Below are 23960 nucleotides of genomic sequence, written 5' to 3' on the forward strand. Positions count from 1 at the left end.
AGTAGACTTGACGGCATGACGGAACCCTCGATCTTCACGCGCATTCTGAACGGGGAGATCCCTGCCGAGATCATCGGCGAGACCGACCGCCTCTTCGCTCTGCGCGACATCGCGCCGCAGGCGCCCGTGCATCTGCTCGTGGTGCCGAAGACCGCGGAGTACCGCGACGTGACCGAGCTCGCTGCCGGGGATGCCACTCTGCTGGCGGACATGATCGCCTTCGCGGGGGAGCTCGCCGCGGAGCACACCGAAGACGGCGACTTCCGCCTCGTCTTCAACACCGGCGCGAACGCCGGGCAGACCGTGTTCCACGTCCACGCGCATGTGCTGGGCGGCGGATTGACCGAGAAGAGCGTCGGTGCCTGAGAACCACGAACCCCAGGAGCGCAGCCGGGGAGGTCAGCCTCCCGAGGCCGTCGAGAAGATCTACGCCGACGGCGTCGCGATGGTGCAGCTGCTCGGGCCCCAGGACCGGCTTCTGCGGATGCTCGAGAAGGAGCACCCCGGCGTCCAGGTGCTCGTGCGCGGCAACGAGATCACGCTCGGCGGCAGCACCGATGCGGTCGCGAAGGCGAAAGCGCTGGTCGACGAGCTCCTCGCCATGACGAGGGCGGGGCACGACCTGGCCCCGAGCGATGTGTCGAGCTCCGCGCGCATGCTGCGTCAGGAGGGCGGACCGCGTCCGAGCGAGGTGCTGGGCGAGGCGATCCTGACCACCCGCGGCAAGGTGATCCGTCCGAAGACCCTCGGTCAGAAGGAGTACGTCGACGCGATCGAGGAGAACACGATCGTGTTCGGCATCGGTCCCGCCGGTACGGGCAAGACCTATCTCGCGATGGCGAAGGCGGTGCAGGCCCTGCAGCGCAAGGAAGTGACCCGCATCATCCTCACCCGTCCCGCCGTCGAGGCGGGGGAGCGGCTCGGGTTCCTCCCCGGCACCCTCACGGACAAGATCGATCCGTACCTGCGCCCGCTGTACGACGCGCTGAACGAGATGATGGACCCCGAGATCGTGCCGCGACTGATGGCGACGGGCACGATCGAAGTCGCCCCGCTCGCCTACATGCGCGGCCGCACCCTCAACGACTCCTTCGTGGTGCTCGATGAGGCGCAGAACACGACTCCCGAGCAGATGAAGATGTTCCTCACGCGCCTCGGCTTCGGCACGCGGATGGTCGTCACCGGCGACATCACGCAGGTCGATCTTCCGCAGGGTGCATCCGGTCTCCGTCTGGTCACCCGTGTGCTCGACGGAATCGACGACATCCATTTCTCCCGCCTCACCAGCGATGACGTGGTGCGCCACTCGTTGGTCGGCCGCATCGTCGACGCGTACAGCGAGTACGACGAGAAGCGCACCGCGCAGCGGTTCGAGCGCGAACAGGCGGCCGAGTTCGCCAATCGTGCCGAGCGCCGAGGAGCGCAACGACCAGGACCGCGTGATCGCGCCCCGAAACGAGGACTCTCATGATCGAGATCAACAACGAGTCGGCCATCGACGTCGATGAGACCGTGCTGCAGCGACTCACCGACTTCAACCTCGCACAGCTCCACGTGAGCCCGGACGCCGAGGTGGCGATCGTTCTCGTCGACGAGGGCGCCATGGAGGCTCTTCACGTGCAGTGGATGGATGAGCCCGGTCCCACGGACGTGCTGAGCTTCCCGATGGACGAGCTGCGCCCCGGTACCGAGGATCGCCCGACCGCTCCCGGTCTGCTCGGCGACATCGTCCTCTGCCCGCAGGTCGCGGAAGCGCAGGCGCAGGCCGCAGGACACACTCTGATGGACGAGCTGATCCTGCTGACCACGCACGGGTTGCTTCACCTTCTCGGATTCGATCATGCCGAACCTGACGAGGAGCGTGAGATGTTCGGGCTGCAGAAGGAACTGATCCAGGGCTTCGCCGCAGCTGAACGCCGGCGATGACCGCGGCTCTCCTGCTGATCGCCGCCGTGCTGCTGGTGGCCTTCGGCGGTCTCATGTCCGCGATCGATGCGGCATACGGTGTCACGTCACGGGCGGGTCTGGCCGACATGGCGACGGAAGGGCGCAGGGCCAAGGCTCTGGGTCGCATCGCCGCGGACCTCGATGCGCACGTGAACGCCGTGGCGTTCATCCGCGTGCTGGCAGAGGTCACAGCCGCCGTGCTCGTGACGGTGGCGTTCACCATCCTGATCGAGAACAACTGGTGGGCGATGCTCGCCGCCGCCCTGTTGATGACCGCGATCACCTTCGTTCTCGTGGGGGCGAGCCCGCGCTCGTTCGGGCGCCAGCACGCTGAGGGCATGATCCGCGGCACGGCCTCGGTCGTGCGTGGACTCCGTATCTTCCTGGGCCCCCTCGCCCAGGGACTCGTCGTGCTCGGCAACCGCGTCACGCCGGGTACCGGCCGCAGCTCCTTCACCAGTGAGGACCAGCTGCTCAGCATGGTCGACGAGGCGGCGTCGAACGACCTCATCGAGGAGGACGACCGCAATCTCATCCACTCGGTGTTCGACTTCACCGATCAGTTCGTCCGCGCCGTGATGGTGCCCCGCACCGAGATGGTGACCGTCGATGCCACGGCGACGACGGATGAGGCCATGTCGCTGTTCCTGAACCGGGGTGTGTCGCGCATGCCCGTCGTCGATGACGATGCGGACGACGTCGTCGGCGTGCTCTATCTCAAGGACCTCGTGCAGTTCGCCTATCGTGACGACAGCGCGTGGCGCGCGGCCTCGATCCGGCCGATCGCGCGCCCGGCGACCTTCGTCCCCGAGTCGATGCGCGCCGAGACCCTTCTCCAGCAGATGAAGCGCGACGCCGTGCATGTGTGTCTGGTGATCGACGAGCACGGCGGGATCTCGGGCTTGGTGACGCTGGAGGACTTGATCGAGGAACTCGTCGGCGAGATCTCGGACGAGTACGATCAGGTGTCGGCGGAGTTCGTCGATCTCGGTCACGGACGATACCGCGTGAGCTCCCGTCTCTCGCTCGAGGACGTCGGCGATCTCTTCGGTCTCGAGCTCGAGGACGAGGATGTCGACTCGATCGGTGGGCTGCTCGGCAAAGCGCTGGGACAGGTTCCGCAGCCCGGTGCAACGGCCACCGTGGAAGGTTTGGTTCTCACGGGTGGCGCATCGCGCGGCCGTGGCAGAGGTATCGCGACGGTGTTCGTGGAACGTGCGGCGGGGGAACCCGACGCTTCGCAGGATGAAGGAGATCGAGACGATGACTGACGACACTCGAAGCGGGTTCGTGACATTCGTCGGCCGCCCCAACGTCGGGAAGTCGACGCTGACGAACGCCCTCGTCGGCGAGAAGATCGCCATCACCAGCGAGAAGCCGCAGACCACGCGTCGGGCGATCCGCGGCATCGTGAACCGTCCCGAGGGTCAGCTCGTCATCGTGGACACCCCTGGAATCCACAAGCCGCGCACGCTGCTCGGCGAGCGGCTGAACGATCTCGTCGAGCAGGTGCTGGGCGACGTCGACGTCATCGGCTTCTGCGTGCCCGCGAACGAGAAGGTCGGTCCGGGGGATCGACGGATCGCCGCCTCGCTCGATGGCTACCCGCGTGCGAAGAAGATCGCGATCGTGACGAAGATGGACGCTGCCGCTCGTGATGAGGTCACCGAGCGGCTCCTGGAGGTCGATTCGCTGCGTGAGGACTGGGCCGCTGTCATCCCGCTGTCCGCCCTGACGCGCGAGCAGCTCGACGTGCTCTCGGACGAGATCCTGACGCTGATGCCCAAGGGGCCGGCACTCTATCCGGAGGGCATCACGACGGACGAGTCGCAGGAGGATCGGATCGCCGAGATGATCCGAGAGGCCGCCCTGGAGGGGGTGCGTGACGAGCTCCCGCACTCGATCGCCGTCGTCATCGACGACATCGCGCTCCGTGAGGGCACGGACCTCACCGACGTGCACGCCTCGATCGTGGTCGAGCGCGACAGTCAGAAGGCGATCATCATCGGGCATAAGGGCAAGCGACTCAGCGAGGTGGGGGCGCGAGCGCGCGTCGGCATCGAGGAGCTGCTCGGCACGCGCGTCTTCCTGGGGCTGCATGTGAAGGTCGCGAAGGAATGGCAGCGCGATCCGAAGCAGCTCGGCAGGCTCGGATTCTGAGATGACATCCGGTATCACGTCGATGGCGGCGGGCAGGCCGCCGACCCCGGCGACATGAGTGGTCGCAGCGAAGACCCGAATCCGCTGCGCAACGAGGTCTTCACCCGAGTGTTCGATGAGCACTGGGCAGCAGTGCGGCATCACATCGAGGGCGTCGTCGGCGCGGAGGACGAGGTCACCGAGATCGTCTCCGAGGTGTTCCTGCTCGCCTGGACCAAGCTCAGACCTGCACGACCGCCGAGCCGTGTCTGGCTGTTGCGGGCGACGGATCGGCGGCTGCGGGCTCGTTCCGGCCGGGCGTCGACGCCCTACGGGGCGCTCGACGCTGTGCATCTGGGGCTCTCCGGCGAAGAGGGCGGACCGGATCAGCACAGTCGCCTCGCGGTCCTGCGGGCTTTGGCTGTCCTCACTCCAGGTCAGAGGCGTATCATCATGCTCACGTACTGGGACGGACTCACGGTGGGGGAGATCGCGGAGTTGTTGCGCGCTTCCGAGTTGCGAGTGCGGAAGACGCTGGGACGCGCGCAGGATCGCCTGTGTGCGGAGCTGGGCCTGGAGGGGCGGACGACGGGTGATGACTGACAACGCCGTGCTCGAACGGATGCTGAGCGATGCCGATCCCGCACCGACTCCACGTGACGCTGCGCCCGACGCGCGGGCCCTCGCGACTCGCGACCGCATCCTCCGCACGAGCACCGCACCGAGGCGTCGCCGTCGGCGTGCACTCGGCTGGGCTTCCGGTCTGACCGCGGTCGCAGCCTCGACGGCTCTGGCCTTCGCCGTGCTCTCCCCGCAGGGGGCGGCGGTGGCCGGGATGCCGTCACCGCTCGAGTTCGACGGCTCGGTCACTGTCGCTCAGGTCGTCGACGGGGCCGAAGCGAGCCTCGCCGAGAGCCCCGGTCCCGGTGAGCCGGTGCGATCGGTCAGGACCGCCTCCTGGGGGTTCAACGTCGAGGTCGATTCGAAGACCACGACCGTCGTTCCCCAGCTTTCGACGCTCACGTGGGAACCGGACGGGTCCGGACGTGCGACCACCATCGACGGTGTTCCGTACGACCCCTCGGACGCGGCGGCGAGCAATGCTGCAGAGGTCACCAGCAGCGGAAGAGTGGTCAACGATCTGGTGATGGCACCGGGGGACTTCACCACTCCCTGGACCGCTGTGCCCGGCGAGACGCACGACGACATGGTGGCGATGCTCCGTGCGTTCGGCATGCCGGACGACCCGACGGCATTCGACGTGGAGACCGCATTCACCTCCGTCCTCGGCCAATGGACGTTGACGAATGCGCAGCACCGCGAGCTGCTGCTCCTCCTCGAGGAGGCCGGCGGCGGTCAGGCGCTCGGAACGACGACGGATCGGCTGGGGCGACCCGTCGACGGCATCCGTGTGCAGTCGCCCGATGGGGCGGTGAGCGACGTGGTGCTGGTGTCCCGCGACACGGGAAGGATCGTCGGAGTGGAGCGCACCGTGCTGATCGCCGACGAGCTCTTCGCTGCGGGCTCGATCATCTCGTATCAGATGTGGGACGTGGAGGAGGATGTGTTCCGATGAAGCGCTCGACTGCTCTCGCGGCGATCGTCCTCGGGCTGCTCGTCGCCTTCGGAGCGACTCCGGCGATGGCCGCAGACCCGGGCGATCGTGAGGTCGATCCTGCCGTCACCGCGATGCTCGAAGAGGTGCCGGGCGGCATCGTCATCGATGCGACGCGAGCGGTGTGGCCCGACCTCGGCATGGAGCTGCAGATCCGCGGCGCGTCCAGCATCTCCGCGCGCACAGTCGGCGGCTGCGCGACCGGCAAGACCTGCGCATTCAATCTCGCGTCACTCGGCGGGAGCATCCTGAGCTTCAGTTCGTGCACCGTCAACGCCGTGCCAGCGAGCTTCGTGACCAGGTCAGCCGCGAATGCACGGACCTCCGGCTACATGCAGGCGCGAAACGGATCATCGGTGCTCGCCACCATCTACGCGGGCAACTGGTCCAACGTATCGGGCACCGTCACGAACCTGCGTTGCGTCCTCTGAGAAGCATCGCGCACCGTGGCCTCGACTGATCCGTTCCGCGCGTGGCAGTGGACCGCGCCGGTGTGGGGCCCGCCCGAGACCTGGGCGTTCGTCGAGCATGAGCTGCGCACTCCCGAACCCGGCGAGGTCACGATCCGTGTCCGCGCCGCGGGGGTGAACCCCGCAGACGCGAAGCATGTCGCGGCTCCCCGCACGGGCATCGAGCTGCCCGTCCCGATCGGGTATGAGGTCTCGGGGGAGATCTCGGCCATCGGCGCGGACACCAGGACAGGCTCGGGGGCCGTCGACATCGGCGACGAGGTCATCGCCTTCCGCGTGCGCGGGGGCTACGCGACCGAGATCACCGTGCCCGCCGAGAAGGTGTTCGCCAAGCCGTCGACGCTCACGCACCCCGAGGCCGCGAATCTGCTGCTCGTCGGCACCACGGCCGCAGAGATGCTCGCCGTCACCGCTGCGGCACCAGGGGAGACGATCCTTCTCCACGGCGCGTCCGGCGCCGTCGGCGTGAGCGTGCTGCAGCAGGCGCGGCTCCGCGGCATCCGCGTCATCGGAACGGCGAGCCCAGCCCGCTTCGGCGAAGTCCGAGGGTTCGGGGGCGTCCCTGTGGAGTACGGCCCCGGGCTCTCCGGCCGAGTCCGCGACCTTGCGGATGTTCCGATCGCTGCGGCCTTGGACACGGCGGGAACGCGGGAAGCCGTGGACGCGTCCCTCGAACTCGTCACCGACCGTCGACGGATCGTCACGATAGCCGCCGCGGGTCGCGCGGAGGGTGACGGCATCCGCTTCATCGCCGGGTCGATGCCTCAGAGCGCCCGCTTCCGCGACGAGGTGCGGGGAGAGTTGGTCGCGCTGGCGCAGAACGGCGATCTCGTGGTCCCTCTGGCCCGCACCTTCCCCCTGGCCGACGCACCGGCGGCGCATCGGCTTCTCGCCACCGGCCATCCCGGCGGCAAGATCGCTCTGATCCCCTAGTGCAGGGGCGTTGTCTGTCCGATGTGTGTCCGCTGCTTCAGCGTCCTCCGGCTCAGGCCCGCAGGTAGAAGATGATCCCGGCCGCAGAAATCAATGCGGAGACGACGAAGATCCAGATACCGAACGTCAACACGATCGTGCGGGCACTCCTCTCCGCTTGATCGCCCTCATAGATCTCAGCACCATTCACCTTCAACCGTTCGGCGGCAAGGGCGGTGAGGCGGCGTCGTGAGGCGAGGACGCCGAGCCCGAAGGCTCCCAGAACACCCGAGGACACGAGCGGCAGGATGAGCTCCCACTGCTCAGCAGGAGCGGGGCGGGGACCAGGCGCGTCATCGACGCCGTACACCACGAGGGCTGCTCCGACGATCACGAAAGCGATGCCGATCAGTCGTGTCATCCATGGTCGTTGCGTGGCATTCGCCACGGATCCGCGATGTGATCCGATCACGTAGTTCCCCGCGATGATGAGCTCGGTGGTCTGCCGGGACAGGATCGACGCGAGGATGCCGATGAGGATGGCGAACCCGCCGATGAGCAACTCGATTCTCATCGCATCGCGACCGGAGGTCTATGCATGTGGAAATGATCGCACACGACGGCGGGCGCTCAGTCGATCTCCCGGAGCGCGGACGTCACGATCACGACACCGTCTCCGTACTCCGCGTCCGCGGCATCCTGGATCGTCCCGTCATCCCAGACGACATCGAGCCACACGTAACCGCGATCGGTGCGGAGCGTGACCGCCTCATCCCCGAGGCGGGCCGAGATGTCGTCCTGGATGCGGCTGAGTTCTCCAGGCGGCGTCGTGCCGTCGACACCGTCCGTCGGATCCTCCGGGGCGATCGGGTCGAAGAGTGCGAGCATGATCGGCGGATCGGTGTTCGTGAGTCGCTCGCCGTCGTAGGTGGCATACACGGCGTATGCACCCCACGTCGTCTCCCCGCTGGACTCGCGACCCTCCACGTCGTCCCAGGACCAGCCGTCGACGGGGACGCCGTAGCATTGCGGAGGAGACGACTCCATGATCGCTCCCATGCACAGCTGCACGTCGCCACCCACGTCCAGCACCGTACCCACCCCGATCACGCGCCCTTCGGGGAGATCGGGCCGGGCGTCCTCGATGCGCTGCTCGGACGACGCCGTCGTGCTCGTCGGAGCCGGCGAGGTGCCGGGGCCCGTCGTGCATGCGCTCAGGAACAGGAGGGCGACGCCTGAGGCGGCGGCGATGGACAGGCGACGCTGCGATGTGCTCATACCGACGAGCGTCGGTGGGATCCGGATCGTCTCAGACACGTCGGTACCGCGATCGCATCCCTGCTAGCATGACCTCATGCCTTTCGGCGGTCTGCTTCTTCTTAGCTGCCGCGACGAGTCCTAAAGCTAGGGCCTTCCTCGTCGCGGCGCTTGTGTTGGCCCGTTCATCTTGACGAAGAGAAGAAGCCCCATCATGCAGAACACTCAGCGCCCGTCCGCTATGCCGATCCACAAGTACCGGCCGTTCCACGAGCAGATCAACGTCCACCTGCCTGACCGCACCTGGCCCGACGCCCGCATCACCAAGGCGCCCCGTTGGTGCGCGGTCGACCTCCGTGACGGCAACCAGGCCCTGATCGACCCGATGTCGCCCGAGCGCAAGCGCGTGATGTTCGAGCTGCTCGTCAGCATGGGGTACAAGGAGATCGAGGTCGGCTTCCCCTCGGCGAGCCAGACCGACTTCGACTTCGTCCGTCAGCTCATCGAAGAGGACCTGATCCCGGACGACGTCACCATCCAGGTGCTGACGCAGGCGCGTGAGCACCTCATCGCGCGCACCTATGAGTCGATCGCCGGCGCCAAGCAGGCCATCGTTCACCTGTACAACTCGACGAGCGTGCTGCAGCGCGAGGTCGTCTTCCGCACTGACAAACAGGGCATCATCGACATCGCGCTCGAGGGGGCGCGCCTGTGCCGGCAGTTCGAGAAGACCATCCCCGACACGAAGGTCTACTACGAGTACTCGCCCGAGAGCTACACCGGCACGGAGCTCGAGTTCGCCGTCGACATCTGCAACCAGGTGATCGAGGTCTTCGAGCCCACTCCCGACCGCAAGGTGATCATCAACCTACCCGCCACGGTCGAGATGGCCTCGCCCAATGTCTACGCCGATTCGATCGAGTGGATGAGCCGTCACCTCGCGCACCGCGAGAACGTGATCCTGTCGCTGCACCCGCACAACGACCGCGGTACCGCGATCGCAGCGGCTGAGCTCGGCTACATGGCCGGCGCCGATCGCATCGAGGGATGCCTGTTCGGCAACGGCGAGCGCACGGGCAACGTCGATATCGTCGCGCTGGGCATCAACCTCTTCACGCAGGGTATCGACCCGCAGATCGACTTCAGCGACATCGACCAGGTCAAGCGCACGGTCGAGTACTGCAACCAGCTGCCGGTGCCGGAGCGCAGCCCGTGGGCGGGCGACCTCGTCTTCACCGCTTTCAGCGGATCGCATCAGGACGCGATCAAGAAGGGCTTCGAAGCCATGGCCGTGCGTGCCGAGGCCGAGGGTGTGACGGTCGACGACATCGAGTGGGCCGTACCGTACCTGCCCGTCGACCCGAAGGACCTCGGTCGCTCCTACGAGGCCGTCATCCGCGTGAATTCGCAGTCCGGCAAGGGCGGTGTCGCCTACCTGCTGAAGGCCGACCACGCGATCGATCTGCCCCGCAAGCTCCAGATCGAGTTCTCGGGCGTCGTGCAGGCGAAGACGGATGCCGAGGGTGGAGAGGTCACGAGCGAGCAGATCTGGTCGATCTTCAACGACGAGTACCTTCCGGCGGTCGACACGGCGGCGAAGTGGGGACGCTTCGAGCTCCTCGCCACGCAGACCCGCAGTGACATGTCCGGCGACGTCGCCCTCGACGTGGTCCTGCGCGACGACGATCAGCAGGTGTCCGTCACCGGCAACGGCAACGGGCCTGTCGCCGCTTTCGTCGAGGTGCTGCGTGGGCAGGGCTTCGACATCACGGTGTACGACTACGTCGAGCATGCGCTCAGCGCCGGTGGCGACGCGCAGGCGGCAGCCTACGTCGAGCTGCAGGTCGGCGATCAGCGTCTGTGGGGCGTCGGCATCGACGGCGACATCTCGACCGCGTCCCTCAAGGCGATCGTGTCGGGTGTGAACCGTTCGATCCGCACGCGTCAGCAGGAGCTCGCGGCGGTCTGATCGATGCGTCTCGACGACGGCGGCCGGAATCCCCGAGGATCCCGGCCGCCGTCGTCTGTGTGTGCACCTCTGGTCAGGGGGCTATGCGACCCATTGCACCAGCTGCCAGACGAGACCGTTCGGATCGGCGAACTGGCAGTAGCGCTCACCCCACGGCTCGGTCTCCGGGGGAGTGATGACCCGCGCTCCGGCGTCGGAGATGCGCGCGAACTCCCGGTCGATGTCGTCGACGACGAACACGACCAGGGTGCCTTCCCCTGCGGAGCCGGAGATCTCCTGCGGGCGGAACGTGCTCAGTCCGGTCTCGAGGAAGATGATGTTCGGTGGCGAGTCCGGGTGCTGCAGGGAGACGAATCCCTCGGCGGACATCGCCTCCTCGAAGCCGAAGTGGGTCTTGGCGAAGGACGCCGAGGCGGCGACGTCGGGAACGTTGAGCGAGATGGCGGTCTGAGTGATGTTCACGGTTCTCCTGTCATAAACTACGTACAACGTACAGAGTTAAGTTGTCGACGCGGGAGGGTATTCCGAAATGGCCAAGAATCTCGTGGACCTGCTCTGGCGCAAGGACGCGTCCGAGCGAGCGGACGGGCGTCGCGGGCCGCGTTCTCGCGTATCCGTCGACGCCGTGGTGTCCGGGGCGATCGAACTCGCGGACGCCGGTGGGGCCGAGGCGGTGACGATCCGTGCGCTGGCGCAGTCGCTCGACCTCACGGCGATGTCCGTCTACACGCACGTCAACAGTCGGGCGGACCTGCTCGTCCTGATGGTCGACGAGGCGCACGCGAGGATGGTGACGTCGCCGGCGGACGGAGCGGGGTGGCGAGCCCGCGTGCGTCGCGTGGTCGATGAGAATCTCGCCCTGTTCCGCGCCCATGCGTGGTTGCTGGACGTCGATGATGCTCGAGTCGTCGTGGGTCCGGGAACGATAGCGAAGTACGACCGCGAGTTGCGGGCATTCGATGACGCCGGACTGTCTGCTGTCGAGCGTGACGCGGCGTTGTCCTTCGTCCTCGACTTCGTGAGGGCGACGGCGGCGAGAATGCGCGGGAGTGCAGAGCGGGAGCGCTTCGGGCCGTTCTGGGCCGATGCCGCGCCGCGCGTGACGGGATATCTCGGCGCGGACTTCCCCCTTGCTCAGGCGGTCGGTCAAGCAGCCGGCGAAGCGATGGACGGCCCCTACGACGCCGACGTCGCATGGGACTTCGGTGTGGCACGGGTGATCGACGGGCTCGCCGGCATCGTCTCGGATTCCTCGCCGCGCTGAGAGCGTGTCGTGCTGGTTCTCAGAGGTCGGCGCTGGGCTTGACGATCGCGATCGCGCCGGTCTCTGCGGCCACCTTGCGGCGGTAGATGCGCCGCTGCTCGGGCAGGGAGACGTCGAACGTGACGGCGAGGACCCGGATGACGGCGGTGACGGCGATGCCGATGACCGCCGCGAGAGTGATCGGCATTCCGAGGGCGACGGCGATCACGATAAAGGTGCATCCTGCCCCCGCGGCGACCGCGTAGAGCGAACCGACGTGCATGATCGCGGTCGGAAGCCCCATGAGCATGTCGCGGAGCACGCTGCCACCGACCGCGGCGCAGACGCCGATGAAGACCGCCGGGACTTCGGGGATCCCGAATGCGAGGGCCTTGCTCGTCCCGAAGGCGCCGAACATGCCGATCACCACGGCATCGAGGACCACGATCACGGTGTTCAGCCGGGTGAAGAGGCCCGCGAGCAGCATGCCGAGCAGGGCCGCCCCGCCGGCGGTGACCAGATACCACTGATTCTGCAGGGTGGCGGGCGTCTGTCCCAGCAGGATGTCGCGGATGAGACCGCCACCCATCCCGATCATGATGCCGATGATCGAGACGCCGAGCCAGTCGAGTCGACGCTGCCCCTGGAACCCCGATGCGAACATCGCGCCCTGGACGCCACCGAGGCCGACGCCGAGGAGGTCCGCCCACAGCGGAATGGTGAAGAGCGGTTCGGTCACGCCTCCATTCTCGCGCACGGAGGATAATCGGAGGGTGCCCACCTATCGAGACGAAGCGGTGATCCTGCGCACCCACAAGCTCGGTGAGGCGGATCGCATCGTCATCATGCTCTCGCGGCGTCATGGCAAGGTTCGCGCGGTCGCGAAGGGCGTGCGCCGGACCTCGTCGAAGTTCGGGGCCAGACTCGAGCCGTTCATGGTCGCCGACGTGCAGCTGTATCAAGGCCGCTCGCTCGACATCGTGCAGCAGGCCGAGTCGCTCGGTTCCTACGGAACGGACATCGCCGCGCACTACGACCGGTTCACGGCGGCCAACGCGATGGTCGAGACGGCCGATCGCCTGAGCGACTCGGAGGCGACGCCCGACCAGTACCTGCTCCTCGTCGGCGGGCTGCGTGCGCTGTCCCGCGGAGAGCATGTCGCCCGCAGCATCCTCGACTCGTATCTGCTGCGGGTGATGTCCCTCTCCGGATGGGCGCCCTCCCTCGACGAATGCGCGCGCTGCGGCACTCCGGGTCCGCACTCCCGGTTCGTCGCGCAGCTGGGCGGACTGGTCTGCCAGAACTGCGCCCCTGCCGGGAGCCCCCGCGTCGCCGAGAAGACCCTGGCGCTGCTCCGGGCGCTGATCGCCGGCGAGTGGGACGTCATCGACGGGTCTTCGCCCGCCGACACGGCCGCTGCGTCCGGCCTGGTCTCCGCCTACGCTCAATGGCATCTGGAACGCGGGATCCGCTCCCTCGCCCACGTGTCCGACATCCCTTCGGAAGGAGAACGGTGAGCCCGAAGCCGTATACGCACAAGGACGCCGTGGCCTATCGCCCGCTGGACTGGACCGGCGTGCATCCCCCTGCGTTCCGGGCCGTGCCGGAGCACGTGGCGATCGTCATGGACGGCAACGGCCGCTGGGCCAACCGCCGGGGTCTCAACCGGATCGAAGGTCACAAGGCAGGGGAGGAGGTGCTTCTCGATGTGGTCGCCGGCGCGATCCAGGCCGGGGTGAAGCATCTCTCCGTGTACGCGTTCTCGACCGAGAACTGGGCGCGCTCTCCCGAGGAGGTCCGCTTCCTGATGGGATACAACCGCGACGTGCTGCACCGACGCCGTGATCAGCTCAACGAATGGGGCGTGCGGATCCGCTGGGCCGGACGCAAGCCGCGTCTGTGGGGAAGCGTCATCAAGGAGCTCCAGCACGCCGAGCAGCTCACTCGTGGCAACGACGTGCTCACCCTCACCATGTGTGTGAACTACGGCGGCAGGGTGGAGCTCGTCGATGCGATGCGGGCGATCGCCGAGGATGTCGCCGCCGGGCGGGTGAAGCCGAAGGCGATCACCGAGAAGATGATCCGCCGGAACCTGTATGTGCCCGACATGCCGGACGTCGACCTGTTCCTGCGCAGCTCGGGGGAGCAACGCACCTCGAACTTCCTGTTGTGGGAGTCGGCCTACGCCGAGATGGTGTTCCTCGACACCCTCTGGCCCGATTTCTCGCGTGAGGAGCTGTGGCGCGCCATCGGTATCTACCTGTCGCGCGATCGTCGTTTCGGCGGCGCGATCGACACGCCGGAGGCCTCGGCCTGAGCCCGGAGCCACCTCTCGGCTTCCCGCGGATGGCGCAGCCTCACGACGACGAGGTGGGGGAAGTGTTCCTGCAGGGCCGGAAACCGCTCGCTCCATTTGTGGAGCGTCGCCGTCTGCCACGCGAGGATGTTCTCCTCGGGATCGCGGTTCAGCAGGTTCCACGGTCCCTTCTCGCGGTTCCCGTTCCAGAGCTCGAGTCGCAGGATGCCGCGGGCGAGCGTGCGCCGGATCAGACGGGCGCGCACGACGCGGTGGGGATAGTCCAGCCAGACGGCGAGCTGCGCGCGCGGCGTGAGGATCGCATCCGTGCCCTTGCTCGTGTACTGCCACTCGGTGACCCAACGGTCGTCGGACGCGAAGGCGCGCACGTCGTCGAGGAACTCGGGGCGAGGAGCCCAGTTCGGTCCGTGGAACAGACCGTCGATCTCGACGTGGCGCAGGCTCCACATCGTGCCGATACGCCGCGACAGGGTCGTCTTCCCCGAGCCGGAGACGCCCGCCACCAGAACCCGCTCCGGCCGGAGCGGCAGCGGGTCGTCGGCGGAGAGCATCCGAGAAGCCTACCCGCGAGCTGTGGCTGCCTCGGAATAGCTCATAGGCGCATGCGGTTGCATGAGAGTGTGACTGAACCCATCTCCATCGACATCTGGTCCGACATCGCCTGCCCCTGGTGCTACATCGGCAAGCGCAACCTCGAGAAGGGTCTCGAAGCGGTCGCCGCCGACGAGGACGCACCGCAGGTCAACATCACCTTCCACTCCTTCGAGCTCTCGCCCGACACCCCCGTCGACTTCGACGGCGACGAGATCGACTTCCTCGCCGGGCACAAGGGAATGCCGCGCGAGCAGGTCGAGCAGATGCTGTCGAATGTGACCGGTGTCGCCGCGAACGCGGGACTCGAGTACCGCTTCGACCTGCTGCAGCACACCAACACGGTCAAGGCTCATGAGCTGCTGCACTTCGCGAAGGCCGAGGGCCTGCAGCACGAGCTGGAGGAGCGGCTCATGTCCGCCTACTTCACCGAAGGCAAGCACGTCGGCCGTATCGACGACCTGGTCGAGCTCGCGACCGAGGTCGGCCTCGACGCAGATCGCGCTCGCGCGGCGCTCGAGAGCGAGCAGTACCTGCCGGCGGTTCGTCAGGATCAGGCCCAGGCCCGCGCCTACGGCATCCAGGGTGTGCCGTTCTTCGTCGTCGACGGCCAGTACGGCATCAGCGGGGCGCAGCCACCGGCGGCGTTCGAGAACGTCCTCCGCGACCTCTGGTCGAAGCGCGGAGAAGCCGAGACGGAGACGGCAGCCGTCTGACCGTCCGACGCTCGGCTCGATCTAGCGGGTCAGCGCGGCTTCGATGGCGCTGACGATCTCGGGGGCGTCCGGCTTCTGCTTCGGGCGGAAGCGCAGGACGTCCCCATCCGGCAGCACGAGGAACTTCTCGAAGTTCCACTCGACCCGTCCGGCTTTTCCGCCGGCGTCCGGGGTCTCCTTGAGTGCCTTGTAGAGCTCCGCGGCGTTCTTGCCGTTCACCTTGACCTTGTCGTTGACCGGGAACGTGACGCCGTACGTCGTCGAGCAGAACTCGAGGATGTCGTCCACCGAGCCGGGCTCCTGGCCGAAGAACTGGTTGCACGGGAAGCCGACGACCGTGAACCCGCGGTCGCCGTACAGACGCTGCAGCTCCTCGAGCTGCTCGTACTGCGGCGTCAGGCCGCACTTGGAGGCGACGTTCACGACCAGCACCACGTCGGCACCGAGATCGTCGAGCGTCTTCTCCTCGCCCTTCGCGTCGGTGAACGGGATCGTGCGGAGCGCGGATTCGGTCATATTCACAGCTTAGATCGCCGCATCCCCGTGGGCTCCGCGTCTGGGAGAATAGAGGGGACATGACTCTCGCCACCGCACCTGCCCGCCCCCTTCGCATCGGTCCGATCGATCTCGACGTGCCGGTCGTCCTCGCACCCATGGCGGGGATCACCAACACCGCCTTCCGGCGACTGTGTCGTGAGTACGGCGCCGGGCTGTACGTCAGCGAGATGATCACCTCGCGCGCTCTCGTCGAGCGCAACGAGACCACCATGCGACTGATCCGCCACCACGAGTCGGAGACGCCGCGGTCCATCCAGCTGTACGGCGTCGACCCGAAGACCATCGCCGAGGCCGTCCGCATCATCGTCGCCGAGGACCACGCCGACCACATCGACCTCAACTTCGGGTGCCCGGTGCCGAAGGTCACACGCCGCGGCGGGGGAGCGGCGCTGCCGTGGAAGTCGAAGCTGTTCGCCGACATCGTCGACCAGGCGGTGAAAGCCGCAGGCGACATCCCTCTCACGGTGAAGATGCGCAAGGGCATCGATAAAGACCACCTCACCTTCCTCGATGCAGGGCGAGCGGCTGAAGATGCGGGGGCGGCCGCGGTCGCGCTGCACGCCAGGACCGCTGGCGAGTTCTACTCGGGGTTCGCGGACTGGAACGCGATCGGCGAGCTGAAGCAGGCGGTCACGAGCATCCCGGTGCTCGGCAACGGCGACATCTGGTCGGCCGACGACGCCGTGCGCATGATGGCGCAGACCGACTGCGACGGTGTCGTGGTCGGGCGTGGCTGCCTCGGACGCCCGTGGCTGTTCGGCGAGCTGGCCACGGCCTTCGGTGGGGAGGGGAAGACCGTCGATGCGACACTCGGCTTCGTCGCGAACGCCTTCCGTCGCCACGCCGAGCTGCTGGTCGAGTTCTTCGAGGATGAGGACCGCGGGTGCCGGGATATCCGCAAGCACGTGTCCTGGTACTTCAAGGGCTACCCGGTCGGGGGCGACATCCGCACCGGACTCGCCACGGCATCCAGCCTCGCCGAGATCGACGACCTCCTCGGCCGGCTCGATCACACGGCGCCCTATCCCGGTGCGGACGCCGAGGGGCAGCGCGGTCGAGCAGGACACCCGAAGCGCACCGCCCTGCCGGAGAAGTGGTTGGAGTCGCGGGAGATCGCATCCGACACCTCGGAGATGATGCGTGGAGCGGAGATCGAGAACAGTGGCGGTTGACCCCAAGGCAGGCCTGCGCGCCGACGGCTACGACGCGCGAGACGCCGAACGCTTCTTCGCCGAAACCCATCGTTCCGAGCGCAACGATTTCGCTCGCGATCGTGCCCGTGTTCTGCACTCCGCCGCGCTGCGCCGACTCGCCGCGAAGACGCAGGTGCTCAGTCCCGCCAGCACCGCGGATTTCGCCCGCAACCGGCTGACGCATTCCCTCGAGGTGGCTCAGGTCGGGCGCGAGCTCGCTGTCGCCCTCGGCGTCTCGGCGGATGTCGTCGACACGGCGTGCCTGAGCCACGACCTGGGGCATCCTCCCTTCGGTCACAACGGCGAACGAGCTCTCAACGAGTGGGCAGAGCCCATCGGGGGCTTCGAGGGGAACGCCCAGTCCCTGCGCATCCTCTCGCGGCTGGAGGCGAAGGTCCTCGACGACGACGACCGTTCCGTGGGGTTGAATCTGACCCGTGCCAGCCTCGACGCCACGTGCAAGTACCCGTGGACGGTCGACAGTCCGGTGCCGGACCCGGGTGGTCGGCTGAAGTTCGGGGTGTACCCCGAGGACGAGGCTGTCTTCCGTTGGATGCGCGAAGGGGCGCCGGGGCGTCTCCGCTGCATCGAAGCGGAGATCATGGATCTCTCCGACGATATCGCGTACTCGGTCCACGACTTCGAGGACGCCATCGTGAACGGCTATGTCGACGTCGCTCAGCTCGCCGACCCCCGTCAGCACGACGCCCTCGTCGGACGGATCCAGCAGTGGGTGGGATACGACTTCACTCGCGATGAACTCGCCGATGCGCTCTACCGCCTCGCGTCGCAGCCGATGTGGCTCTCGTCGTTCGACCGCTCCCGCCAGGCACTGGCCCGTCTCAAGAACCTCACGAGCGATCTGATCGGACGCTTCGCCCGAGCCTCGGTCTCCGCGACCACGGAGGCCTACGGCACGACAGCACTCGTCCGCTACAACGCCCATGTCGTCGTCCCGCGAGTGATCGAGATCGAGATCGCCGTGCTCAAGGGCATCATGGGGCAGGCGATCGTCACGATCGAAGCCCGCAAGGGCGTCTACAAAGAGCAGCGGCGGGTGCTGAAGAGACTCGCCGACGCCCTCTGGTCGACCGACGCGCTGTGGTCCGCCGGGTCCGATGTGCTCGAGCCCGCGTTCGCCGCGGACTTCGTCGCGGCGGAGAACGACGCCGAACGCGCCAGAGTCGTGGTGGACCAGATCGCGAGCCTCACCGACCAGAGCGCGATCGACTGGCACAACCGCCTCGTCGGCGAGATCGATCCGGCCGAGGTCGGGATCTGGACTCCCCGTCACGCCCGCCCTGGAGCCCAGGCGCACGCCGAGCGGCTGCCCGTCGCCGAAAGGGCGCACTGATGCCCCGGATCCGGCAGGCCGATGTCGATGAGGTGAAGGCGCGCACGAACATCGCCGACATCATCGGGGAGCGTGTCGCTCTCAAGTCGGCCGGTGTCGGGTCGCTCAAGGGGCTGTGTCCTTTCCACGATGAGAAGAGCCCGAGCTTCCATGTGCGCCAGCAGGTGGGGTACTACCACTGCTTCGGATGCGGGGAGTCGGGGGACGTCTACTCCTTCCTGCGGGAGATGGATCACGTCAGCTTCACGGAAGCAGTCGAGCGTCTCGCCGGGCGTATCGGGTACACACTGCACTATGAAGACGGGGGAGCAGCCCCCGAGACGAGCGGCCGCAGCCGGCTGTACGCGGCGAACACCGCGGCGGCGGAGTTCTTCCGTGCGCAGCTGCTCACCCCCGATGCGGAGGCCGGACGGCGCTTTCTCGGTGAGAGAGGATTCGACGCCGGAGCTGCGGCGCATTTCGGAGTCGGCTTCGCTCCGCGCGGCTGGGACGGGATGCTCAAGGCCCTGACCGCACAGGGGTTCACCCGCGAGGAGCTGAGCAATGCGGGTCTCGTCTCCACGGGGCAGCGCGGGGTCTACGACCGCTTCCGCGGGCGTCTGGTGTGGCCGATCCGGGATGTCTCGGGGCAGACCATCGGATTCGGCGCGCGCAAGCTCTTCGACGACGACCAGGGACCCAAGTACCTGAACACCCCGGAGACGCCCATCTACAAGAAGGCGCAGGTGCTGTACGGACTCGACCTCGCCAAGCGCGACATCGCTCGCGGCGACCCTCGCCGTGTGGTCGTGGTCGAGGGATACACCGACGTGATGGCCTGTCACCTCGCCGGTCTCACGACGGCGATCGCGACATGTGGCACGGCCTTCGGCACCGATCACATCAAGGTGCTGCGCCGGGTGATGGGTGACGACAACGCATCCGGTGAGGTCGTCTTCACGTTCGACGGTGACGAGGCGGGGCAGAAGGCCGCGCTGCGTGCCTTCACGGAGGACGACCGTTTCAACGCGCAGACCTTCGTCGCCGTCGCGCCCGACGGCCTCGACCCGTGCGATCTGCGTCTTCAGCGCGGAGACGCCGCGGTTCGCGGACTGATGGACGCGAAGCAGCCGATGTTCGAGTTCGCGATCGACCGCAAGCTGAGTGGCTTCGACCTCTCGACGGTCGAGGGTCGGGTCGGGGCTCTGCGGGCCGCCGCTCCGATCGTGGCCGAGATCCGTGACCAGCTCCTCCGGCCGGGATACGAGCGTGTGCTGGCGCGTCGGCTCGGGATGGATCCCACCGAGGTGCGCAGTGAAGTCGAACGCGCGGCTCGTGGGGGACCTGCACCGCATCAGGTGCGTCGGGAGGCTCCGCAGATCGACTCGGTGACCGGCGCTCCCCTCGTCGCTCCGGTCACTCTCGCGACCCTGCCCCGCAGCCCCGACGTCGCGGTCGAACGCGATGCGCTGATGGGAGCCCTGCAGTACGGGCATCAGGTCGATCAGGCCCTCCTCAACAGGGCTCTGGAGGCGCCGTTCCGCACCCCGGCACTGGATGCCGTGCGCGAGGCCGTCGCCGCGGCTCCCGACCGCACCAGGGCCGGCTGGGTGACCGAGGCCGTGAACGGCGTCCGCGAGCCCTACCGCTCGCTCGCGGGGGAGCTGCTGATGACGCCGTTCCCGGAGCGGACGGAAGAGCGGGCCGTCGCCACCGTGGCCGACCTCGCCCGCAGGCTCGTGCTCCGCCAGCTCGAGCACGAGAAGCAGGAGCTCCTCGGTGCGGTGCAGCGCGTGCCCGCCGATTCCGACGGTGGTCGCGCGCTGCGGATGCGTCTGCGCGACATCGACGCAGAGCGTCAGCGCTTCGCCGAGTCGTAACGCGTACCGGCATCGCCCAGAGGGCAGGATGGAGTCATGTCCCGCAGGCCCGTATCCACGAACGCGATCGATTGCTCCGATCTGGTGATCGACCGCATCGGCCACGGGATCCCGACTCGGGCAGTCGACGGCGTCACCTTCTCCCTTGCCCCGGGCGGACTCATCTGCGTCGCGGGCCCCACGGGTTCGGGCAAATCGACATTGGTCGCCGCTCTCGCCGGTTCCACCGATCCCTCGGTCAAGGTCGTCGGCGGGCGCGCCGAGGTGTGCGGGGTGGATGTGCGTCGCCCGGGTCGCAAGCATCGGATCCTCACCTACCGCACCGGATTCGTACCGCAGGGCGCCGGCGCCGATCTGCCGCCGCGACTCACCGTGAACGAGGTGATCGCGGAGCCCATCCTCATGCGCGAGCGGCGGGTGAACACGAAGGCGCTCTCGATCCGCGTCGCCACTCTGCTCGACGAGCTGCACCTTCCTCTCGGAACAGCCGCGAAGTTCCCCTACGAGCTCAGTGCGGGCATGCGTCAGCGCGTGGCGATCGCGCGGTCGTTCGTCCTGGAGCCGAAGGTGCTCATCGCCGACGAGGTGCTCGCGAATCTCGACCTCGAGGTGCGGCCGGTCGTGTTCGATGCGATCACCCGTCGTCGCAAGGAGCAGTCGATGGCCGCTCTCCTCGTCACCAATGACGCCGACTTCATCCGCGAGCTGAACGCCGAGACGCTCATGCTCCGCAACGGACATGTCGTCGCGCGCGGCGTGGGCAAGGACCTGCTGTGGGTGCCGAACGCGGAGGCGGATTCGCGCCACTGACCCCGACACGCCCGGCATCCGCGAACGGCGCCCCGGTGTCGTGAACAGGTCCGGGAGTTTGCTAAGCTTGTCGAGTTGCCCGCTCAGCGGTGCACATTCCTCGGTAGCTCAATTGGCAGAGCAGCCGGCTGTTAACCGGCAGGTTCTTGGTTCGAGTCCAAGCCGGGGAGCCAACAGAAGGCGCCACATCCCAGTATTTTCAAGGGATGGGGCGCCTTCTCCCATGTACGACCGAAACCGTCGACGCGGCTCAACTCACCTTTTACTCACCAAAAACCCCCAAATCGGGGGTTTGGCCGGGGGAGGCGAGCAACGCCTACGTGTTGGTACGCGCGCCCGCGCACAGAATCTGGATGACACCGGGTATGTGCTCGGCATGGGCAAGAAGAAGGCAACTGCAGACAACGGGATCGGCGCACTCGGGAAGGTCGAGCTCCCTGCTCTGCTGACCAAGGAACAGGTCGCCGAGTACTTCGGTGTCTCGCCACGGACCGTCGAGGCATGGCGCTCCACGAACACGGGACCGGTGCCGATCAAGATCGGCAAGCACCTCCGCTGGACGGCTGAGTCCATCCGCGACTACATCTCGGGGCAGAGCGTTGCCTAGGCCGAAGAAGGCACCGGGTGAGCTCGGCAAGATCTCCACTCGCGAGGTTGGCGGGGCATACCGAAGCCGGGCGCGCGTCCGTGACGGCGTCGGAGAGCTCCATCTGCTCGAGGCATGGGGCACGAGCTTCGAGGAAGCCGAAGACGCGGTCAGGGTCAAGGCGAATCAGGTCTGGGCAGGGATGTTCGTACCCCTCACCAAGGTCTCGACCACCGAGCAGCTGGCGGCGTTGTGGCTCGCTGACATCGACCTGCGGCCGGAGGACTCGCTGGAGCAGTCGAGTCGTGAGGCCTACCACAACAGGGTCAAGAACAACATCCTCCCGTACATCGGGGCGGTGCCAATCGGCTCCCTTTCGGCGGGGTTCATCCACAACCTGCTGCAGCGCCTTGCCCGGGAACGCAGCTACAGCTTCGCATCGGTGACGCGGAAGACCCTGTCCGGCATGCTCACCTTCGCAGCGCTCAACGGAGTCATCGACACGAGTCCGATGAACGACGTGCCCAAGCTGAAGAACAACGCACCGAGGAAGAAGATCCAGCTGGACGAGGACCAGCTGTTGCTCATCATCGCGCTCATCAGGGACTGGGAGGGGAAGCAAGGTCCGGGTCGCTTCGGCGGCAGCAAGCCCAACGTCCGCGTGATGGAGGACTTCCTCCTCATCACGCTCGGCACTTCGCTGCGTCCCGGTGAGGTGCTGGGGCTGTCGCTCGACGATGTCCACCTGTTGAGCGAGTCAGCCAAGGTCTCCGTCACCGGCAACGTGAACCGCACGAAGAAGCACAAGAACATCCGCAAGGATCACCCGAAGGGGCGTGGGCAGCAGCGCACGATGAGCGTGCCCAAGTACGCAGACACGGTGCTGCGGCGCCTGGTCGCCTCGTACAAGCCGAACCCCGATCAGCTGCTCATAGCGACGAAGAAGGGCACACCGATGTCGGTGAACTATATCGACCGCCTCTTCCGTGAATTCCGCAATCAGCACCGAGACCTGCTCACACGGATCGGAATCGACGTGGACCTCCTCACCCCGTACTCCTTGAGGAAGACCGTCGCTTCCGTGGTCAACGAAGGCGGTGGAGCCGAACTCGCCGCGAAAGTGCTCGGTCACACGGACTCGCGCATCACCAAGAAGCACTACATCCACGAACTCAAAGAAGTCGACCCGGAAGCGGCTCAGATCCTCGATCGCGCCTTCTCCCGGCTCACCGACGCCGGCATCTAGCTGTACTTCCCCGACAGGTTGTGAACGGCTGAGGTAGCGAAGACCTCCGGGCAGGATGTGGGTTACCACACTCGCATCCTGACCGCGGAGGTCTTCGTGTCCCACGCTAACGCGCCTTTGACGCCGGAGGGTCGTCGTCGTCTTGTTGTTCTCGTCGTTGATGAACGGTGGTCGTTGCGGCGGGCGGCAGAACGGTTCCAGTGCTCGCCTGCAACGGTGAAGCGATGGGTAGATCGGTATCGGGCCGGACAGCCGCTGGTTGACCGTAGCTCGAGGCCGGTCTCGTCTCCGAACCGGCTGCCACGGAAGACAGAGCACCGGATCGTCGCGCTGCGGTTCACCCGCCGGTGGGGCCCGCACCGGATCGCGTATCACCTGCACCTGGCACGGGCGACGGTGGGTCGGGTGCTGGCCCGCTACGGCATGCCGAAGCTGGCGAACATCGACCAGGCCACCGGGCTGCCGGTGCGCAGACCGAAGCCGAAGCGGTACGAAGTCGCAGCCCCTGGCCAGCTGGTGCATGTCGACATCAAGAAGCAGGGTCGCATCCCCGACGGCGGCGGCTGGCGCGCACACGGCCGAGGATCTACCCAAGACCGCGCTGCGGGTTCGGTCCGGGACAAGGCAGCCAGGCAGGGAGCAGCAGGCTCCCGTGGCTACCGGTACCTCCATCACGCGGTCGACGACCATTCCCGGGTGGCGTACTCGGAGATCCTCGACGATGAACGCAAGGAGACCGCCGCGGGATTCTGGGTCCGCGCCAACGCGTTCTTCCAGGACCTCGGGGTGACGGTCACCGCGGTGATGACTGACAACGGTGCGTGCTACCGCTCGCACGTCTTCGCGGACGCTCTCGGCGAGGGAGTGAAGCACAAGTGGACCAGGCCCTACCGACCGCAGACGAACGGGAAGGTCGAGCGCTTCAACCGCACTCTCGCAGCCGAATGGGCCTACGCAGCCACTTACACCAGCGAAGACGAGCGCGCCGCCGCATACGAGACCTGGCTGCATCACTACAATCACCACCGACCCCACACCGGCATCGGCGGGCAGACCCCCTCAGAACGCGTTCACAACCTCACGGGGAAGTACAACTAGCGACAGTGCGAGAATCGCGGCCAGTCTTCGATCGGGGAGGGCTGGGCGTCGGTACAAGCGAATCGCGAGGACTGTGAAAA

At 67.0% G+C, this 23960-nt stretch carries 27 protein-coding genes and 1 tRNA gene; 22 read left to right on the forward strand and 6 right to left on the reverse strand.

Features of this window, described 5'->3' with window-relative positions; all coding sequences use genetic code 11:
* Positions 1–15 precede the first annotated feature (15 nt).
* The 9 genes from MicroSTF_RS01200 to MicroSTF_RS01240 all read left to right on the forward strand — a co-directional run bounded on the left by MicroSTF_RS01200 (position 16) and on the right by MicroSTF_RS01240 (position 7104).
* Positions 16–366 carry a histidine triad nucleotide-binding protein gene (locus tag MicroSTF_RS01200; RefSeq protein ID WP_021198568.1) on the forward strand — a complete coding sequence of 117 codons (351 nt, stop codon included), beginning with the start codon at positions 16–18 and terminating at the stop codon, positions 364–366.
* A 79-nt stretch (positions 367–445) separates the two neighbouring features.
* Positions 446–1471 (forward strand): PhoH family protein, encoded by a 1026-nt coding sequence (locus MicroSTF_RS01205; protein WP_208323627.1) that lies wholly within the window; start codon positions 446–448, stop codon positions 1469–1471.
* Positions 1468–1926 (forward strand): rRNA maturation RNase YbeY, encoded by a 459-nt coding sequence (gene ybeY, locus MicroSTF_RS01210; protein WP_021198570.1) that lies wholly within the window; start codon positions 1468–1470, stop codon positions 1924–1926. The genes MicroSTF_RS01205 and ybeY overlap by 4 nt, the downstream gene beginning before the upstream one ends.
* Entirely contained in the window at positions 1923–3218 is a 1296-nt protein-coding gene (locus MicroSTF_RS01215) for a hemolysin family protein (protein ID WP_322953017.1), read from the forward strand. The genes ybeY and MicroSTF_RS01215 overlap by 4 nt, the downstream gene beginning before the upstream one ends.
* Complete coding sequence (era, locus tag MicroSTF_RS01220) at positions 3211–4107, forward strand: GTPase Era (RefSeq protein WP_322953019.1); 897 nt, start codon at positions 3211–3213, stop codon at positions 4105–4107. The genes MicroSTF_RS01215 and era overlap by 8 nt, the downstream gene beginning before the upstream one ends.
* A gap of 54 nt (positions 4108–4161) precedes the next feature.
* Positions 4162–4689 (forward strand): RNA polymerase sigma factor, encoded by a 528-nt coding sequence (locus MicroSTF_RS01225; RefSeq protein ID WP_021198573.1) that lies wholly within the window; start codon positions 4162–4164, stop codon positions 4687–4689.
* A complete protein-coding gene (locus MicroSTF_RS01230; RefSeq protein WP_029260217.1) occupies positions 4682–5662 on the forward strand; it encodes a hypothetical protein in 981 nt (326 codons plus the stop codon). Before MicroSTF_RS01225 ends, MicroSTF_RS01230 begins: the two co-directional genes overlap by 8 nt.
* Positions 5659–6132: a hypothetical protein gene (locus MicroSTF_RS01235; protein ID WP_029260218.1), complete on the forward strand. Its 474-nt coding sequence runs from the start codon at positions 5659–5661 to the stop codon at positions 6130–6132. The genes MicroSTF_RS01230 and MicroSTF_RS01235 overlap by 4 nt, the downstream gene beginning before the upstream one ends.
* Positions 6133–6147: 15 nt before the next feature.
* Positions 6148–7104, forward strand: a complete 957-nt coding sequence (locus tag MicroSTF_RS01240; RefSeq protein WP_416338457.1) for a quinone oxidoreductase family protein — start codon at positions 6148–6150, stop codon at positions 7102–7104.
* 52 nt (positions 7105–7156) lie between these two features.
* Here the strand turns inward: MicroSTF_RS01240 and MicroSTF_RS01245 are convergent, their stop codons facing one another.
* Together MicroSTF_RS01245 and MicroSTF_RS01250 are read right to left on the reverse strand one after the other, a co-directional pair.
* Entirely contained in the window at positions 7157–7657 is a 501-nt protein-coding gene (locus MicroSTF_RS01245; protein ID WP_322953023.1) for a hypothetical protein, read from the reverse strand.
* 56 nt (positions 7658–7713) lie between these two features.
* The gene (locus MicroSTF_RS01250; protein WP_322953024.1) at positions 7714–8361 is read right to left on the reverse strand and encodes a hypothetical protein; all 648 of its coding nucleotides are present in this window, start codon (positions 8359–8361) and stop codon (positions 7714–7716) included.
* Between the two features lie 193 nt (positions 8362–8554).
* On the opposite strand from MicroSTF_RS01250, the gene leuA reads away from it, so the two are divergent.
* On the forward strand, positions 8555–10309 hold the full coding sequence (leuA, locus tag MicroSTF_RS01255) for a 2-isopropylmalate synthase (protein WP_029260222.1): 1755 nt from the start codon (positions 8555–8557) through the stop codon (positions 10307–10309).
* An 81-nt stretch (positions 10310–10390) separates the two neighbouring features.
* Here leuA and MicroSTF_RS01260 read toward each other — a convergent pair whose 3' ends face one another.
* Positions 10391–10771, reverse strand: coding sequence for a VOC family protein (locus tag MicroSTF_RS01260; RefSeq protein ID WP_029260223.1), 381 nt, complete (start codon positions 10769–10771; stop codon positions 10391–10393).
* A gap of 67 nt (positions 10772–10838) precedes the next feature.
* On the opposite strand from MicroSTF_RS01260, the gene MicroSTF_RS01265 reads away from it, so the two are divergent.
* Positions 10839–11573, forward strand: coding sequence for a TetR/AcrR family transcriptional regulator C-terminal domain-containing protein (locus MicroSTF_RS01265; RefSeq protein WP_322953029.1), 735 nt, complete (start codon positions 10839–10841; stop codon positions 11571–11573).
* Between the two features lie 19 nt (positions 11574–11592).
* Here MicroSTF_RS01265 and MicroSTF_RS01270 read toward each other — a convergent pair whose 3' ends face one another.
* A complete protein-coding gene (locus MicroSTF_RS01270) occupies positions 11593–12291 on the reverse strand; it encodes a trimeric intracellular cation channel family protein (RefSeq protein ID WP_021198582.1) in 699 nt (232 codons plus the stop codon).
* Between the two features lie 34 nt (positions 12292–12325).
* Between MicroSTF_RS01270 and recO the strand changes: the two genes are divergently transcribed.
* Together recO and MicroSTF_RS01280 are read left to right on the forward strand one after the other, a co-directional pair.
* Positions 12326–13069, forward strand: coding sequence for a DNA repair protein RecO (gene recO / locus MicroSTF_RS01275; RefSeq protein ID WP_021198583.1), 744 nt, complete (start codon positions 12326–12328; stop codon positions 13067–13069).
* Positions 13066–13869 carry an isoprenyl transferase gene (locus MicroSTF_RS01280; protein WP_021198584.1) on the forward strand — a complete coding sequence of 268 codons (804 nt, stop codon included), beginning with the start codon at positions 13066–13068 and terminating at the stop codon, positions 13867–13869. The genes recO and MicroSTF_RS01280 overlap by 4 nt, the downstream gene beginning before the upstream one ends.
* Here the strand turns inward: MicroSTF_RS01280 and MicroSTF_RS01285 are convergent.
* The gene (locus tag MicroSTF_RS01285) at positions 13809–14420 is read right to left on the reverse strand and encodes an AAA family ATPase (RefSeq protein ID WP_322953034.1); all 612 of its coding nucleotides are present in this window, start codon (positions 14418–14420) and stop codon (positions 13809–13811) included. The two genes, MicroSTF_RS01280 and MicroSTF_RS01285, sit on opposite strands and share 61 nt — an antisense overlap.
* Positions 14421–14489: 69 nt before the next feature.
* On the opposite strand from MicroSTF_RS01285, the gene MicroSTF_RS01290 reads away from it, so the two are divergent.
* Entirely contained in the window at positions 14490–15176 is a 687-nt protein-coding gene (locus MicroSTF_RS01290; protein ID WP_021198586.1) for a DsbA family oxidoreductase, read from the forward strand.
* Positions 15177–15197: 21 nt separating this feature from the next.
* Here the strand turns inward: MicroSTF_RS01290 and MicroSTF_RS01295 are convergent, their stop codons facing one another.
* A complete protein-coding gene (locus tag MicroSTF_RS01295; protein ID WP_021198587.1) occupies positions 15198–15692 on the reverse strand; it encodes a glutathione peroxidase in 495 nt (164 codons plus the stop codon).
* 59 nt (positions 15693–15751) lie between these two features.
* On the opposite strand from MicroSTF_RS01295, the gene dusB reads away from it, so the two are divergent.
* The 8 genes from dusB to MicroSTF_RS01335 all read left to right on the forward strand — a co-directional run bounded on the left by dusB (position 15752) and on the right by MicroSTF_RS01335 (position 23880).
* A complete protein-coding gene (gene dusB / locus MicroSTF_RS01300) occupies positions 15752–16906 on the forward strand; it encodes a tRNA dihydrouridine synthase DusB (protein ID WP_021198588.1) in 1155 nt (384 codons plus the stop codon).
* Positions 16896–18281 (forward strand): deoxyguanosinetriphosphate triphosphohydrolase, encoded by a 1386-nt coding sequence (locus MicroSTF_RS01305; RefSeq protein WP_322953038.1) that lies wholly within the window; start codon positions 16896–16898, stop codon positions 18279–18281. The genes dusB and MicroSTF_RS01305 overlap by 11 nt, the downstream gene beginning before the upstream one ends.
* A complete protein-coding gene (gene dnaG, locus MicroSTF_RS01310; protein ID WP_029260226.1) occupies positions 18281–20140 on the forward strand; it encodes a DNA primase in 1860 nt (619 codons plus the stop codon). The genes MicroSTF_RS01305 and dnaG overlap by 1 nt, the downstream gene beginning before the upstream one ends.
* Before the next feature lie 36 nt (positions 20141–20176).
* Positions 20177–20950 carry an ATP-binding cassette domain-containing protein gene (locus MicroSTF_RS01315; protein ID WP_029265019.1) on the forward strand — a complete coding sequence of 258 codons (774 nt, stop codon included), beginning with the start codon at positions 20177–20179 and terminating at the stop codon, positions 20948–20950.
* Between the two features lie 97 nt (positions 20951–21047).
* A tRNA-Asn gene (locus MicroSTF_RS01320) sits at positions 21048–21123 on the forward strand.
* Between the two features lie 203 nt (positions 21124–21326).
* Positions 21327–21557: a helix-turn-helix transcriptional regulator gene (locus MicroSTF_RS01325; RefSeq protein ID WP_167540717.1), complete on the forward strand. Its 231-nt coding sequence runs from the start codon at positions 21327–21329 to the stop codon at positions 21555–21557.
* Entirely contained in the window at positions 21550–22782 is a 1233-nt protein-coding gene (locus MicroSTF_RS01330; protein WP_288967741.1) for a tyrosine-type recombinase/integrase, read from the forward strand. The genes MicroSTF_RS01325 and MicroSTF_RS01330 overlap by 8 nt, the downstream gene beginning before the upstream one ends.
* A 96-nt stretch (positions 22783–22878) precedes the next feature.
* Positions 22879–23880, forward strand: a complete 1002-nt coding sequence (locus tag MicroSTF_RS01335; protein ID WP_322953043.1) for an IS481 family transposase — start codon at positions 22879–22881, stop codon at positions 23878–23880.
* Positions 23881–23960: the final 80 nt, after the last annotated feature.

This window comes from Microbacterium sp. STF-2 (genome assembly GCF_034650155.1).
In the GTDB taxonomy this organism is placed as follows: domain Bacteria; phylum Actinomycetota; class Actinomycetes; order Actinomycetales; family Microbacteriaceae; genus Microbacterium; species Microbacterium maritypicum_A.

Coding starts and splice junctions, on each gene's coding strand:
- MicroSTF_RS01200 (WP_021198568.1), top strand. CDS start 16: ATGACGGAACCCTCGATCTTCACGCGCATTCTGAACGGGGAGATCCCT.
- MicroSTF_RS01205 (WP_208323627.1), top strand. CDS start 446: ATGGTGCAGCTGCTCGGGCCCCAGGACCGGCTTCTGCGGATGCTCGAG.
- ybeY (WP_021198570.1), top strand. CDS start 1,468: ATGATCGAGATCAACAACGAGTCGGCCATCGACGTCGATGAGACCGTG.
- MicroSTF_RS01215 (WP_322953017.1), top strand. CDS start 1,923: ATGACCGCGGCTCTCCTGCTGATCGCCGCCGTGCTGCTGGTGGCCTTC.
- era (WP_322953019.1), top strand. CDS start 3,211: ATGACTGACGACACTCGAAGCGGGTTCGTGACATTCGTCGGCCGCCCC.
- MicroSTF_RS01225 (WP_021198573.1), top strand. CDS start 4,162: ATGAGTGGTCGCAGCGAAGACCCGAATCCGCTGCGCAACGAGGTCTTC.
- MicroSTF_RS01230 (WP_029260217.1), top strand. CDS start 4,682: ATGACTGACAACGCCGTGCTCGAACGGATGCTGAGCGATGCCGATCCC.
- MicroSTF_RS01235 (WP_029260218.1), top strand. CDS start 5,659: ATGAAGCGCTCGACTGCTCTCGCGGCGATCGTCCTCGGGCTGCTCGTC.
- MicroSTF_RS01245 (WP_322953023.1), bottom strand. CDS start 7,657: ATGAGAATCGAGTTGCTCATCGGCGGGTTCGCCATCCTCATCGGCATC.
- MicroSTF_RS01250 (WP_322953024.1), bottom strand. CDS start 8,361: ATGAGCACATCGCAGCGTCGCCTGTCCATCGCCGCCGCCTCAGGCGTC.
- leuA (WP_029260222.1), top strand. CDS start 8,555: ATGCAGAACACTCAGCGCCCGTCCGCTATGCCGATCCACAAGTACCGG.
- MicroSTF_RS01265 (WP_322953029.1), top strand. CDS start 10,839: ATGGCCAAGAATCTCGTGGACCTGCTCTGGCGCAAGGACGCGTCCGAG.
- MicroSTF_RS01285 (WP_322953034.1), bottom strand. CDS start 14,420: ATGCTCTCCGCCGACGACCCGCTGCCGCTCCGGCCGGAGCGGGTTCTG.
- MicroSTF_RS01295 (WP_021198587.1), bottom strand. CDS start 15,692: ATGACCGAATCCGCGCTCCGCACGATCCCGTTCACCGACGCGAAGGGC.
- dusB (WP_021198588.1), top strand. CDS start 15,752: ATGACTCTCGCCACCGCACCTGCCCGCCCCCTTCGCATCGGTCCGATC.
- dnaG (WP_029260226.1), top strand. CDS start 18,281: ATGCCCCGGATCCGGCAGGCCGATGTCGATGAGGTGAAGGCGCGCACG.
- MicroSTF_RS01315 (WP_029265019.1), top strand. CDS start 20,177: ATGTCCCGCAGGCCCGTATCCACGAACGCGATCGATTGCTCCGATCTG.
- MicroSTF_RS01325 (WP_167540717.1), top strand. CDS start 21,327: ATGGGCAAGAAGAAGGCAACTGCAGACAACGGGATCGGCGCACTCGGG.